General features: G+C 57.2%; 9 protein-coding genes. 4 read left to right on the top strand and 5 right to left on the bottom strand.

Annotation, left to right across the window (positions count from 1 at the left end; translation table 11 throughout):
* Positions 1-208: 208 nt before the first annotated feature.
* From serS to lrp, 5 genes are all read right to left on the bottom strand, one after another.
* Positions 209-1,501, bottom strand: a complete 1,293-nt coding sequence (gene serS, locus LBF07_RS18620) for a serine--tRNA ligase (protein WP_008499983.1) — start codon at positions 1,499-1,501, stop codon at positions 209-211.
* 92 nt (positions 1,502-1,593) lie between these two features.
* The gene (rarA, locus tag LBF07_RS18615) at positions 1,594-2,937 is read right to left on the bottom strand and encodes a replication-associated recombination protein RarA (RefSeq protein ID WP_033145084.1); all 1,344 of its coding nucleotides are present in this window, start codon (positions 2,935-2,937) and stop codon (positions 1,594-1,596) included.
* A gap of 9 nt (positions 2,938-2,946) precedes the next feature.
* Positions 2,947-3,561 carry an outer membrane lipoprotein chaperone LolA gene (gene lolA / locus LBF07_RS18610; RefSeq protein WP_023310983.1) on the bottom strand — a complete coding sequence of 205 codons (615 nt, stop codon included), beginning with the start codon at positions 3,559-3,561 and terminating at the stop codon, positions 2,947-2,949.
* 128 nt (positions 3,562-3,689) lie between these two features.
* Positions 3,690-7,400 carry a DNA translocase FtsK 4TM domain-containing protein gene (locus LBF07_RS18605; RefSeq protein ID WP_094935406.1) on the bottom strand — a complete coding sequence of 1,237 codons (3,711 nt, stop codon included), beginning with the start codon at positions 7,398-7,400 and terminating at the stop codon, positions 3,690-3,692.
* 135 nt (positions 7,401-7,535) lie between these two features.
* Entirely contained in the window at positions 7,536-8,030 is a 495-nt protein-coding gene (gene lrp / locus LBF07_RS18600; RefSeq protein WP_000228469.1) for a leucine-responsive transcriptional regulator Lrp, read from the bottom strand.
* Between the two features lie 544 nt (positions 8,031-8,574).
* Between lrp and trxB the strand changes: the two genes are divergently transcribed.
* The 4 genes from trxB (at position 8,575) to aat (ending at position 13,895) form a co-directional block, all read left to right on the top strand.
* Entirely contained in the window at positions 8,575-9,543 is a 969-nt protein-coding gene (trxB, locus tag LBF07_RS18595) for a thioredoxin-disulfide reductase (protein ID WP_032638969.1), read from the top strand.
* Between the two features lie 114 nt (positions 9,544-9,657).
* Complete coding sequence (cydD, locus tag LBF07_RS18590; protein WP_094935405.1) at positions 9,658-11,424, top strand: cysteine/glutathione ABC transporter permease/ATP-binding protein CydD; 1,767 nt, start codon at positions 9,658-9,660, stop codon at positions 11,422-11,424.
* A complete protein-coding gene (gene cydC, locus LBF07_RS18585; protein ID WP_047061490.1) occupies positions 11,424-13,145 on the top strand; it encodes a cysteine/glutathione ABC transporter ATP-binding protein/permease CydC in 1,722 nt (573 codons plus the stop codon). The genes cydD and cydC overlap by 1 nt, the downstream gene beginning before the upstream one ends.
* A 45-nt stretch (positions 13,146-13,190) precedes the next feature.
* Entirely contained in the window at positions 13,191-13,895 is a 705-nt protein-coding gene (aat, locus tag LBF07_RS18580) for a leucyl/phenylalanyl-tRNA--protein transferase (protein ID WP_033145080.1), read from the top strand.
* Positions 13,896-14,077: the final 182 nt, after the last annotated feature.

Raw genomic sequence — 14,077 nt, 5'->3', positions numbered from 1 at the left:
AGACTCACTTTGGTTGCTCACAAAGAAAAGAGTGGCGGCGCAAACCGCTATGTAGTTTTATATACAACGAATTTTTACGTAATCAGCTTTTTATGCTGACTTTCATTCGGAGGAGTATTACTACTTTAGAGGGAGGGGGTATTGCGTCGTGTCAATTCAGAGGCATAAAAAAGCGCCCAAAGGCGCTTTTTTGTTGTGAGGCAAAGAATTAGCCGATGTACTGCTGGCCTTTCATGTATGGACGCAGCACTTCAGGGATCTCAATACGACCGTCTGCCTGCTGGTAGTTTTCCAGCACGGCAACCAGCGTACGGCCCACAGCCAGACCAGAACCGTTCAGGGTATGCACCAGACGGGTTTTCTTGTCAGATTTGCTGCGGCAGCGTGCCTGCATACGACGCGCCTGGAAATCCCAGACGTTAGAGCAGGAGGAGATCTCACGATAGGTGTTCTGAGCAGGCACCCACACTTCCAGATCGAAGGTTTTGCAGGCGCCAAAGCCCATATCACCGGTGCACAGGGCCATACGACGGTACGGCAGGCCCAGCAGCTCCAACACTTTCTCAGCGTGGCCGGTCATCTCTTCCAGCGCGTCCATGGACTCTTCAGGACGGACGATCTGCACCATCTCAACTTTGTCGAACTGGTGCATACGGATCAGACCGCGCGTGTCGCGACCGTAAGAACCTGCTTCAGAACGGAAGCACGGTGAATGTGCCGTCAGCTTAATTGGCAGGTCGTCTTCATCGATGATCTCATCACGCACGAGGTTAGTCAGCGGCACTTCAGCGGTTGGGATCAGCGCGTAGTTGCTGCTGTCTGCTTCCTCGTCCAGCGGACGGGTATGGAACAGATCGCCGGCAAATTTTGGCAGCTGGCCTGTACCGTACAGCGTATCGTGGTTGACCAGATACGGCACGTAGGTTTCGCTGTAGCCATGCTGCTCGGTGTGCAGATCCAGCATGAACTGCGCCAGCGCGCGGTGCAGATGGGCAATCTGGCCTTTCATCACCACAAAACGGGAGCCGGTCAGCTTAACCGCTGCCGCAAAGTCCAGGCCCGCGTGCATTTCGCCCAGCGTCACGTGATCGCGCACTTCGAAGTCAAACTCACGAGGCGTACCCCAGCGTTTCACTTCAACGTTGTCGTTTTCATCTTTGCCGACAGGCACGCTGTCGTCAGGAATATTCGGGATAGCCAGGGCAATATCACGAATCTCGGCCTGAAGAACGTCCAGCTCAGCTTTCGCCTGATCCAGTTCTTCACCCAGTTTGTTCACTTCCAGGCGTAATGGCTCAATATCTTCCCCGCGCGCTTTCGCCTGGCCGATGGATTTCGATCGAGAGTTACGCTCTGCCTGCAGATTTTCAGTTTGTACCTGCAGAACTTTACGACGCTCTTCGAGAGCGCGCAGCTTATCTACATCCAGCTTAAAGCCCCGGCGTGCCAGTTTTTCAGCGACTGCGTCTGGCTCATTACGCAGCAGATTGGGATCGAGCATGCTTATCCTGTGCTTATCGAATTAAAATAGGAAAATGTGACCACAGCCTGCGGCCACAAGGATACATTGCCAACATTACCGCAACGATTGAACTAACGGTAGCGTTTTATAGGGCTATTTTGATCCTGTCCGGCGAGCCAGGTGAGCTTTTCACCAATCTTGCCTTCAAGACCTCTGTTTGTGGGGTGATAATAGCGCGTTTGTGCCATCTCCTGCGGGAAATATTCCTCCCCGGCAGCGTAGGCATTGGGTTCATCATGAGCGTAACGATACTCCTGCCCATACCCCATCTCTTTCATCAGTTTGGTCGGCGCGTTACGCAGGTGAACCGGCACATCGTAGTCCGGACGTTCACGCGCGTCGGACATCGCCGCTTTAAAGGCGGTATAAACCGCATTGCTTTTCGGCGCGCAGGCCAGATAAACAATCGCCTGCGCAATGGCACGTTCGCCTTCCGCAGGTCCAACGCGGGTGAAGCAGTCCCAGGCCGACAGCGCAACCTGCATGGCGCGAGGATCGGCATTGCCGACATCTTCTGACGCAATCGCCAGACAGCGACGCGCGACATATAAAGGATCGCCGCCCGCAGTGATAATGCGCGCGTACCAGTAAAGCGCCGCATCCGGCGCGCTGCCGCGCACGGACTTATGCAGCGCCGAGATCAGGTCGTAAAAACGGTCGCCTTTGTTATCGAAACGCGCGCTGCGCTCCCCCGCAATCTCGGTGAGCAGTTCCGGTTTCAGCACCCGCTTCCCGGCATCGTCGATTTCGGCCATATCGGCCATCATTTCCAGCGTGTTCAGCGCACGCCGCGCATCACCGTTGACCAACTCGGCAATCGCACGACGCGTGTCGTCAGGCAGAACGATATCCTGCCCGCCGTAGCCGCGCGCTTTGTCGTCCATCGCCTGGGTTAGAACCTTTTCGATATCCTCGGTGGTGAGCGATTTGAGCAGGTAAACGCGCGCGCGGGAAAGCAGCGCCGAGTTCAGTTCAAACGATGGGTTTTCGGTGGTCGCACCGATGAAGAAGATCGTGCCGTCTTCAATATGCGGCAGGAAGGCATCCTGCTGGCTCTTGTTGAAGCGGTGGACTTCGTCCACGAAGAGGATGGTACGCCGCCCGGCGTTGCGGTTCTGCCGCGCACGCTCGATCGCCTCACGGATCTCTTTCACGCCGGAGGTGACCGCCGAGATACGTTCAACGTCCGCGTTGGCATAGCGGGCGATAACTTCTGCAAGCGTAGTCTTGCCGGTGCCAGGGGGGCCCCAGAGGATCATGGAGTGAAGATGCCCGGCCTCAATGGCGCGCGGCAATGGCTTACCGGCAGCCAGCAGATGTTGCTGGCCGATGTACTGCGCTAAATTTTCTGGCCGCATACGGGCGGCCAGAGGTTGAAACGCGTTATCTGAAAAATCGAGCGACAGATTGCCCACTCACGCCTCTTACTTATTGCGTTGGTCGTCCACCGTTACGCCCTGCGGCGGGGTAAAGGTGAATTTCGATGCATCAACGGCGCCGTTTTGCTGAGATTTAAGCTGGTAGCTGCTGCGCTGATCGTCCTGCTCAACCGCGCCAAACTGATTAATCGTACCGTTGGTGCTTACGTTAATGGTGAACTGCTTCAGGTTGCCGTTACTGCCTTTCGGCGTCAGGACAAACTCGTCACCCGTCTGTTTAATATTGTACTGCTGCCAGTCGCTGGACTGGTTACGGGCAATCAGCATAAACGGCGTATTGCTGGTGGCATCTTTCAGCCAGGTCGCCGTTGCCTGCTCAACGAACGGGTTGAAGAACCATAAGGTTTTGCCGTCAGACACCAGGATGCTCTCATCCGGCTGGGTCATGTGCCAGTTGAACAGATTTGGGCGTTTTACCCACAAATCTCCCTGACCTTCCTGCACCGCGTTGCCGCTGCCGTCAGTCACTTTTTGCGTGAAGCTGGCGTGGAAGCTGCTTACTTTATCCAGTCGGCTTTTAAGGTCGCTGGCTGCATCAGCCCAGACGCTGCTGGCGACAAAACTGGTGAGTAATGCACAGGCGATGGCGATTTTTTTCATTGTTATTCCTTAAAATACGTCTTCCCGATATGGGGTTTCCGTCTTCTATTCTGGACCTGCCCGAAGGCAGGCGACAGAAGAAAATGCTTAATTTTGGCTGATTTACCCTTCTTTGCAATCGCTGAAGGTTAATCAAACGGCGGCGGCGCCAGCACCTCGCGGTTACCGTTATGCCCCTGCTCGCTCACAATGCCCTGCGCTTCCATCTGCTCGATGATGCGCGCTGCGCGGTTATAGCCGATGCGGAACTGACGCTGCACGCCTGAGATGGACGCTTTGCGTTTTTCGGTAACGAAGTTAACCGCCTGATCGAATAACGGATCCAGCTCTTCGCCGCCGTCGAAGCCACCGCCGCCGCCTTCGCTTTCCGTGTCGCTGGTAATACCGTCAACGTATTGCGGACGACCGCGCGCTTTCCAGTCCTGCACGACGGCGTGAACTTCCTCATCGCGGACGAACGCACCGTGGACACGCACCGGAGAGGTGGAGTTCGGGCCTGAATAGAGCATGTCACCCATACCCAGCAGCGACTCTGCGCCGCCCTGGTCAAGAATGGTACGGGAGTCAATTTTACTGGATACGGTAAAGGCGATACGCGTCGGGATGTTCGCTTTGATAAGACCAGTGATAACGTCCACGGAAGGACGCTGGGTCGCCAGCACAAGGTGAATACCGGCCGCACGCGCTTTCTGCGCCAGACGGGCAATCAACTCTTCTACTTTCTTACCGACGGTCATCATAAGGTCAGCGAATTCATCAACCAGCACGACGATATAAGGCAGTTTTTCCAGCACCGGATGCTGAGCATCCATGCTGTCACCCGGCTTCCAGTAAGGATCCGGGATCGGACGCCCCATGCGCACAGCCTGGGCAATTTTCTCGTTATACCCGGCCAGGTTACGCACGCCCAACGCAGACATCAGCTTGTAGCGGCGTTCCATCTCGTTGACGCTCCAGCGCAGGGCGTTGGCGGCGTCCTTCATATCGGTGACCACTTCGGTCAGCAGATGCGGGATGCCTTCGTAGACCGACAGTTCGAGCATTTTCGGGTCGATCATAATGAAACGCACATCTTCCGGCTGCGCTTTATAGAGCATGCTGAGGATCATGGCGTTCACACCGACAGACTTACCGGAACCGGTGGTACCCGCTACCAGCAGGTGAGGCATTTTGGCGAGATCCGCGACTACCGGATCGCCAGCGATATCTTTACCCAGCACCACGGTCAGCGGGGACGGGTTATCGCGGAATTTGGTGTTATCCAGCACTTCTCGCAGGTAGACGGTCTGACGTTTCTTGTTCGGCAGCTCAAGGCCAACGTACGGTTTGCCCGGTATTACTTCCACCACACGTACCGCCACGGTCGAGAGAGAACGCGCCAGGTCGCGGGACAGGTTGGAAATACGCGCGGCTTTAACGCCGGGCGCCAGGTTCAGTTCAAAACGGGTGATCACAGGACCCGGCGAGTAGTTCACCACGTCCGCTTTGATGCGGAAGTCAGCCAGACGCGCTTCAACCAGACGCGCCATCTGCTCCAGCGCGAAAGTATCGACCGGCTCCACTTCTGACGGCGGCGGCGTTAACAGATCCAGAGACGGCAGCGGCGTGCTTGGACGCTGCAGCGGACGGCTGTCACCGTTACGCATCAGCAGCGGGTGAATCAGACTTTCCTGCGGCTGAGGCGCAGGCTGCTGGAACTGCGACGGCTGTGGTGGCTGCTGCGGTTGCTGAACAGATTGATGCGGCTGCGCATACGGCTGTTGAACAGGCTGCTGCGGCTGCGCATAGGCCTGTGGTGCTGGCTGCTGGCGCACAGGCTCAGCTTCCGGCATCACGCTCGGGGTAAATAAAGGCTCGCTAGGGCCATCATCCACCAAATCCTTCATCGGCGAGAATTCAAAATCAGACAGCGAGAACGGATTTGCACCAGCCGGTTGTTCACCGGAATAGCGCTGCTGCTGGGTGGCGGCGAACTGGCGTGCCAGTTCTGCTTCAGCCGCGTCATCTTCGTCTTCCAGCACCGGTTCATCGTGCTGGTATTCATCACCGTAGCGTTGATTCTGCTGCGCGGCGAACTGACGGGCCAGCTCGTCCTGCTGCATTTCATCGGCGTCATCTTCGTACTCAGGCTCGCGCGCTTTCTCTTCCGCCATACGCTGGGAAGGCAGCTTGATGCCATAAGAGGCAAGCTCACGGCGGGTTGGAACGCGAACGCGGTTAGGGCGAGGCAGTTGCGGACCAATCCCCTCCTTCACCTGAGGACGTGGCGCGCCACTGGTTGCCAGGCTAAAAACAGGTGCAGCCACGGCAGCGGCCGCGGTAGCCTGCTTCACGCTTTCCGCTACGGGTGCGACTGCAGGCGTCGGGTCGATCGGTGGAACGGAAACAGAAGGCGCTTTCGTCACCGGCTCCTGCACCGGTTCAGGCACAGGCTGGTACCAGGCCGCCAGCTGCTCGCGTTCACGCGCGCGACGCTCTTCAACTTCTTCAAAATAGTACATCGGCGGACGAGAGGGTTTTACCTCTTCCACGATTTCAGGTTCAGGCTGCGGCTCTACATAAGGCTGCACAGGTTCAACCGGTTCAGGCACATACTCCTGATAAGGTTGGGCCACAGGCTGTTCATAGTGCGGGGACTCTTGCGGTTCATATGCAGGCTGCGGCGGCTGATATGGCTGCTGCCACTGCTCCTGCTGCACAGGGATGTAGCTTTCAGGTTCAGGCGCGATAACCGGCTCCGGCGTGTGAACGCCTGGCGCAGTCTGCCAGTCAACCTGAGGCTGCTGAATAACGGATTCCGGCGGCGAAACCGGCGCGGATGGCGTCACGGCCCCGACAGGCGCGGCATACGCCTGCGCAGCGGTCGTCGCGGCTGCGGCGGCTGCAACCGGCTCGGTAACCGAATGGCCATTTAACAGCGGATCGTATTCGTCGAAGTCACCCGGAGTGGCCCGGCTGCCGGAGAAGAGCACATCGTCAGGATCGACGGCGACACCCGCAGCGCGATACGCCACCTGCTCGTCTTCATCCATGCGCTTACCGGAGAAGAGCGCCGCATCGGTTTTACGACCCAGCGGATTGGCAAATTTTTCAGCAACACGCTGGCGACGCGCCAGCGCGCCGCGCAAAATACGCGCACGACGAGACTCGCGACGCTGCACAGGCGCGTCATCTTCCTCTTCATCTTCGTATTCGTCTTCATCAACCCACGTATCGTCACGGCGGGTACGGTTGCTGGCGAAAGTCAGAATGGTGAGGATAAAACTTCCGATCTTCTCAGCAATGCTCACCCAGGACCAGCCGGTAAACAGCGTCAGCCCGGCCGCCCAGATGCACAGCAGCGCCAGCGTGCCGCCGCTGCTGTGCAGCATCGGCTGCAGCGCAGAACTGAGTAAACTGCCGATCACTCCGCCAGAGGCGAAGTACCAGATATCATCCGCATTGATTGCCGCCAGCCCGCACGAGGTGAGGATCAGCGCCAGCGCGCCAATCAGGCGCAGCGACACGGCAAAATAGTCGATGTAATCATCGTTCTGACGATGACGCCACGCAAACCAGCATCCGCCAATGATAATGACGGGAAGGGTGTAGGCCATCACACCGAAAATGAAGAACAGCGTGTCCGCAAGCCAGGCACCGGGGACACCGCCTAAATTATGGATAGGCTCATGCCATGCAGTTTGTGACCAGCTGGGATCTGAGGGGTTGAAACTGAGTAAGGCTGCCATCAGCCAGACGGCAAAAAGGGCAATAACAATCAGCAAAGCCTCGAGGAGACGACGTCCGCTGCTTAGCTTCGATAGTGTGACTTCTTTGTCTTCAGTGTATTCCTGGCTCAAAAAAGGCTCTCCAGGTATCAGGCATATCCTGCCTTTTTGCTAAAACGGACAACAGCGCCGGGACTCCCCGGCACTGTTGCTGTATGGATTAACAGGAGTGTAATCAAACTACGCTGATTTTGCACCTGTTCCGTGTTAGCGCGTCTTAATAACCAGACGATTGCTCTGTTTGACCTCTTCCATCACCACATACGTACGGGTGTCGTTCACGCCTGGCAGACGCAGCAGGGTTTCCCCCAGCAGCTTACGGTAGGCGGACATATCAGGCACACGGGTTTTCAACAGGTAGTCGAAATCACCGGACACCAGATGACACTCTTGAATTTCTTCAAGTTTTTGTACAGCGGCGTTAAATTGCTCAAACACATCCGGCGCACCACGATTCAGAGTAATCTCAACAAATACCAGAAGTGAGGCATCCAGATAATGCGGGTTCAGCAGAGCAGTATAGCCCTGAATGAAACCCTGTCTTTCCAGTCGGCGCACACGCTCAAGGCACGGCGTCGGGGAAAGTCCCACACGTTTTGAAAGCTCGACGTTGGAAATACGCCCATCCTTTTGCAATTCATTAAGAATGTTACGATCGATACGGTCGAGATCTTTGCCAGGGCGCTTCTTGCTATCTACCATTATTATTGTCTCTCTGTATTCCTTCCCTACTCCTGCCTGGACCCTGTGCACATCACTGTTCAGAGCCTGTACCCGTTAGTCATCACATCGCCTGGTTTTGTATTAGACGCGATGCGGATTCGGGTTCTGTTGGTAAGAAGACCGTTGCCCTAAGGCAGTCACCGACATCACGTATGGCGTCTGTCCACGCCATGCGTAGATTTCACTGACCCGGTAAAAATGGCATTTACGTGCATGCCTATGCGGCATACGGTTAACGCGGTTTTTTTTCTTCCTTGAATGTTTTCGCAAAAGCGCAGGGGATTGTCAAAGCAAAACATCGTTTTTTAGTACAACATGCCGGATATTCATTACGGCAGGGTATTAATCCTCATTTTATTGCCTTACAAACGACCGGTTTTCAGGCGAAAGCGTGATGTTATAGCGCCTCATTCATCGCCCGTGGCTATTACACAGATTGATATCAAAATTGCTGCGCTCTTTTTTTACGACAACAAATTCCCTACAATCCAGCCAAATGTCTGCCAACAACAATGGGGATCTCATGGGCACGGCCAAACACAGTAAGCTGCTAATCCTTGGTTCTGGACCTGCGGGATATACCGCAGCGGTCTATGCTGCACGCGCTAACCTGCACCCGGTACTCATCACCGGCATGGAAAAAGGCGGTCAGCTGACCACCACCACCGAAGTGGAAAACTGGCCAGGGGACCCGAACGACCTGACCGGGCCGCTGCTGATGGAACGTATGCACGAGCATGCCGCTAAATTCGAAACTGAAATTCTGTTCGACCACATCAATAAGGTCGATCTGCAGAACCGTCCGTTCCGCCTGACGGGCGACAGCGGCGAATACACCTGTGACGCGCTGATCATCGCCACCGGCGCCTCTGCCCGTTACCTCGGCCTGCCATCTGAAGAAGCGTTCAAAGGCCGCGGCGTCTCTGCCTGCGCAACCTGTGACGGTTTCTTCTACCGTAATCAGAAAGTCGCGGTCATCGGCGGCGGCAACACCGCAGTGGAAGAAGCGCTCTACCTGGCGAACATTGCCTCTGAAGTGCACTTGATCCACCGTCGCGAAACCTTCCGCGCGGAGAAGATCCTGATCAAACGTCTGATGGATAAAGTGGCCAGCGGCAACATCGTGCTGCACACCAACCGTACCCTGGAAGAGGTGACGGGCGACCAGATGGGCGTTGCCGGTCTGCGCATTCGTGATACCCAGAACACCGATAACGTCGAAACGCTTGAAGTGGCGGGTCTTTTCGTGGCGATCGGTCACAGCCCGAACACCGCGATCTTCGACGGTCAGCTGGAGCTGGAAAACGGCTACATCAAAGTGCAGTCCGGCATTCACGGTAACGCGACCCAGACCAGCATCCCGGGCGTGTTCGCGGCTGGCGACGTAATGGACCATATTTATCGTCAGGCGATCACCTCTGCTGGCACCGGCTGTATGGCCGCGCTGGACGCTGAACGCTACCTCGATGGACTGGCTGAACAAGGTAAATAATCTTTACAAGTCAGTAACAAACGTAAATAAAGGCGGCGATAAGTCGCCTTTATTGTCTCCCCGTTGTAACATTGCGCTGCCCAATTTCTAATAACGTCACCTGCAAAGTACGCAATGGAAAAAACCCGTCAACAAGAGTTAACACGCTGGCTGAAACAGCAAAGCGTTATTTCCCGCCGCTGGCTTACGATTTCCCGTCTCCTGGGGTTCGTTAGCGGTCTGTTGATTGTTGCCCAGGCATGGCTGCTGGCCCGCATTCTTAATCATATGATCATGGAGAACATCCCGCGCGAAGCGCTGTTGCTGCCTTTTATTGTCCTGATCCTGATTTTTATCCTGCGCGCCTGGGTGGTGTGGCTGCGTGAGCGCGTCGGTTTTCACGCCGGACAGCACATCCGCTACGAGATCCGCCGCCAGGTGCTCGATCGTCTTCAGGAAGCCGGGCCCGCGTGGATCCAGGGTAAACCGGCCGGTAGCTGGGCGACGCTGATCCTTGAGCAGATTGACGATATGCACGACTACTATGCGCGCTATCTGCCGCAAATGGCCCTTGCCGTCTTCGTTCCGCTGCTGATCGTGATCGCCATCTTCCCGGTGAACTGGATGGCTGCGCTGATTCTGATGGGCACCGCCCCGCTGATCCCGCTGTTCATGTCGCTGGTCGGCATGGGGGCAGCGGATGCCAACCGCCGTAACTTCCTGGCACTGGGTCGCCTGAGCGGTCATTTCCTCGATCGTCTTCGAGGCATGGAGACGTTACGCATTTTTGGCCGCGGTGAAGCAGAAACCGAAAATATTCGCCTGGCATCGCAGGACTTCCGTCAGCGCACTATGGAAGTTTTACGCCTTGCCTTCTTATCTTCCGGCGTTCTGGAATTCTTTACCTCGCTGTCGATTGCCCTCGTGGCGGTCTACTTTGGCTTCTCCTACCTTGGCGCGCTGGATTTCGGCCATTACGGCACGGCGGTGACCCTTTCTGCCGGGTTCCTGGCGCTGATCCTGGCCCCGGAGTTTTTCCAACCGCTTCGCGATCTGGGGACCTTCTATCACGCCAAAGCGCAGGCGGTTGGCGCAGCCGATAGCCTGAAAACATTCCTGGAAACGCCGCTGGCACACCCGGAGCGGGGTGACGTGACGCTGAATGCTAAAGATCCCGTGACCATTGAAGCGCAGGACTTTTCTATTCTGTCACCCGAAGGCAAAGTGCTCGCGGGTCCGCTGAACTTTACCTTACCTGCCGGACAACGGGTGGTGCTCGTCGGCACCAGCGGTTCCGGTAAAAGTTCTCTGCTGAATGCGCTATCCGGCTTTATGACCTACACGGGTTCACTGCGGATCAACAAAACCGAACTGCGCAACCTCGATCCAGACGCCTGGCGTAAACAGCTCAGTTGGGTAGGACAAAACCCGCAGCTTCCAGCCTCAACGCTGCGTGAAAACGTTCTGCTGGCGCGCCCGGACGCGCGTGAAGATGAACTGCAGTCGGTGCTCGACCGCGCCTGGGTCAGCGAGTTTCTGCCCCTGCTCCCGCAAGGTGTAGATACCGTGGTCGGCGACCAGTCCGCCGGGCTGTCGGTCGGACAGGCGCAGCGCGTGGCCGTTGCCCGCGCGTTGTTGAATCCTTGTCAGCTGATGCTGCTGGATGAGCCCGCCGCCAGCCTGGACGCGCACAGCGAACAGCGCGTAATGGAGGCCCTGAACGCCGCCTCCCGGCAGCAAACCACCCTGATGGTTACCCATCAGCTGGAGGGGATTGCCGACTGGGACCAGATCTGGGTCATGGAGAACGGCCGTATTGTTGAGCAAGGCGATTACGCCTCTCTCGTTGCCGCCCAGGGACCGTTTGCCGCCCTGCTGGCGAACCGTCAGGAGGACATCTGATGCGTGCTCTGCTGCCTTATCTTGCGCTCTATAAACGCCACAAATGGATGCTGACGCTGGGGATTGTGCTGGCGATTGTCACGCTGCTCGCCAGCATTGGCCTGCTCACGCTTTCCGGCTGGTTCCTGTCGGCCTCGGCCGTCGCGGGCTTTGCCGGTTTATACAGCTTCAACTATATGCTCCCGGCTGCCGGTGTTCGCGGTACCGCCATCACCCGTACTGCCGGTCGCTATTTCGAACGCCTGGTCAGCCACGACGCCACTTTCCGCGTGCTGCAGCACCTGCGCATCTACACCTTCAGCAAATTGCTGCCCCTCTCCCCTGCCGGGCTGGCGCGTTTTCGTCAGGGTGAGTTACTTAACCGTGTCGTTGCGGATGTCGACACGCTGGATCACCTGTACCTGCGCGTGATTTCCCCGATCGTGGGCGCGTTTGTGGTGATTGTGGTGGTCACGCTGGGGCTGTCTGTTCTGGATGTTTCCGTTGCGCTGACGCTGGGCGGGATCATGCTGCTGACGCTCATCATTCTGCCGCCGCTGTTTTACCGCGCCGGGAAATCCACCGGGGAAAACCTGACGCGCCTGCGCGGAGACTACCGCCAGCAGCTCACCTCCTGGCTTCAGGGGCAGGCAGAGCTGACGATTTTTGGCGCCAGCAAGCGCTATCGCGCCCGCATGGAAAGTACGGAGCTTAACTGGCATGAGGCCCAGCGCCGCCAGTCGGAGCTGACGGCCTTCTCTCAGGCGCTGATGATGTTAATCGGCGGCGTGGCGGTGATTGCCATGCTGTGGCTGGCTTCCGGCGATGTCGGGGGGAATTCACAGCCGGGTCCTCTTATTGCCCTTTTCGTCTTCTGCGCGCTGGCGGCGTTTGAGGCGCTGGCCCCGGTAACGGGCGCCTTCCAGCATCTGGGCCAGGTGATCGCCTCTGCCCTGCGCATCACGCAGATTGCCAAGCAGGAGCCTGAAGTCACGTTCAGTGCCGGGCAGACCGCGGTACCAGAGCAGGTTGCGCTGACGCTTGAAGATGTCACCTTCGCCTATAACAAACAGGCGCAGAACGCGCTGGACGGTATCAACCTTTCTGTTAATGCAGGACAGCGGATGGCGATCCTCGGCCGTACCGGCTGCGGTAAATCGACGCTGCTGCAGTTGCTGACCCGCGCCTGGGATCCGCAGCGCGGCCAGATTCGTTTTAATAACACGTTGCTGACTGATTTCAGCGAGCAGGCCCTGCGCAAGACGGTGAGCGTCGTTCCGCAGCGCGTGCATCTGTTTAGCGCCACACTGCGCGATAACCTGCTGCTGGCCGCGCCAGAGGCCTCTGATGATGCGCTTCGCGCCGTGCTGGAGCAGGTCGGACTGCAAAAACTGCTTGAGGACGACGGGCTAAACAGCTGGCTGGGCGAAGGCGGCCGTCAGCTGTCCGGCGGTGAACTGCGCCGTCTGGCAATTGCGCGCGCGCTGCTGCACGATGCGCCGCTGATGCTGCTCGACGAACCCACCGAGGGGCTGGATGCCACCACCGAGAGCCAAATCCTTGATTTGCTGGCGAATGTCATGACCGGCAAAACCGTGCTGATGGTCACACACCGCCTGCGCGGACTGGCGAGTTTTGATCGGATAATTGTGATGGACAACGGACACATTATTGAGCAAGGTAGTCACGCAGAGCTGTTGGCGAAACAGGGTCGCTACTACCAGTTTAAACAGCGTCTGTAGACTATATTTGTAGCGTCCTTACTCGCGTACTGGAGTTTTGCTGTCATGCGCCTGGTCCAGCTTTCTCGTCATAACATCGCGTTCCCTTCTCCGGAAGGGGCGCTGCGTGAGCCCAACGGGCTGCTGGCCCTTGGTGGTGACCTCAGTCCCGCACGGCTTTTAATGGCGTACCAGCGCGGTATATTCCCCTGGTTTTCTCCCGGCGATCCGATTTTATGGTGGTCCCCCGATCCGCGTGCCGTGCTGTGGCCAGCGCAGTTTCACGCGAGCCGCAGCATGAAGCGTTTCCATGCGAAATCACCCTACCGCGTCACCCTCAACCACGCCTTTGGTCAGGTCATTGAAGGCTGCGCTGAAGACCGCTATGAAGGGACATGGATAACCCGCGATATCATTACTGCCTACCACCAGCTCCATGAGCTTGGCTACGCCCACTCCATCGAGGTGTGGGAAGGCGGAGCACTCGTCGGCGGCATGTACGGCGTGGCGCAAGGCACGCTATTTTGCGGCGAGTCGATGTTCTCTCGTGCGGTTAACGCCTCGAAAACCGCACTGCTGGTCTTCTGCGAGGCGTTTGCCCAGCGCGGTGGACGCCTGATCGATTGTCAGGTGCTCAACGAGCACACGGCCTCGCTGGGTGCTGTTGAAATCCCGCGACGCCAGTACATCGAACATCTCGATACCTGCCGTCAGGAGAAGCTCCCGCGCGACTTCTGGATACCGAGAACGCTCTTTATGCCCAATGCCTAAATGTTTTCCGCATATTTTTTGTGAGGGTGTTATAATTATGCCGCAGAGTAGCTTCTGCCTGTTGCCCCGCCGCCGTTTGGGACCCTCGCTTCAGATAACGTCCTGACGTTTATCCTGTTGTCTCCCCTTTACGAATGCGCTTCCTGTTCGGTTGTACCGTGACGCTTGGGCAATGCGCCGAA

Source organism: Enterobacter cloacae complex sp. ECL352, assembly GCF_020149545.1.
Taxonomy (GTDB): Bacteria; Pseudomonadota; Gammaproteobacteria; order Enterobacterales; family Enterobacteriaceae; genus Enterobacter; species Enterobacter asburiae_B.
Note: the sequence above shows the minus strand (reverse complement) of the source record. Positions and strands in the feature narration are given on the sequence as shown.

What these genes read in the sequence shown, in the direction of transcription:
- serS (WP_008499983.1), bottom strand. Translation starts at nt 1,501, where the DNA reads ATGCTCGATCCCAATCTGCTGCGTAATGAGCCAGACGCAGTCGCTGAA.
- lolA (WP_023310983.1), bottom strand. Translation starts at nt 3,561, where the DNA reads ATGAAAAAAATCGCCATCGCCTGTGCATTACTCACCAGTTTTGTCGCC.
- lrp (WP_000228469.1), bottom strand. Translation starts at nt 8,030, where the DNA reads ATGGTAGATAGCAAGAAGCGCCCTGGCAAAGATCTCGACCGTATCGAT.
- trxB (WP_032638969.1), top strand. Translation starts at nt 8,575, where the DNA reads ATGGGCACGGCCAAACACAGTAAGCTGCTAATCCTTGGTTCTGGACCT.
- cydD (WP_094935405.1), top strand. Translation starts at nt 9,658, where the DNA reads ATGGAAAAAACCCGTCAACAAGAGTTAACACGCTGGCTGAAACAGCAA.
- cydC (WP_047061490.1), top strand. Translation starts at nt 11,424, where the DNA reads ATGCGTGCTCTGCTGCCTTATCTTGCGCTCTATAAACGCCACAAATGG.
- aat (WP_033145080.1), top strand. Translation starts at nt 13,191, where the DNA reads ATGCGCCTGGTCCAGCTTTCTCGTCATAACATCGCGTTCCCTTCTCCG.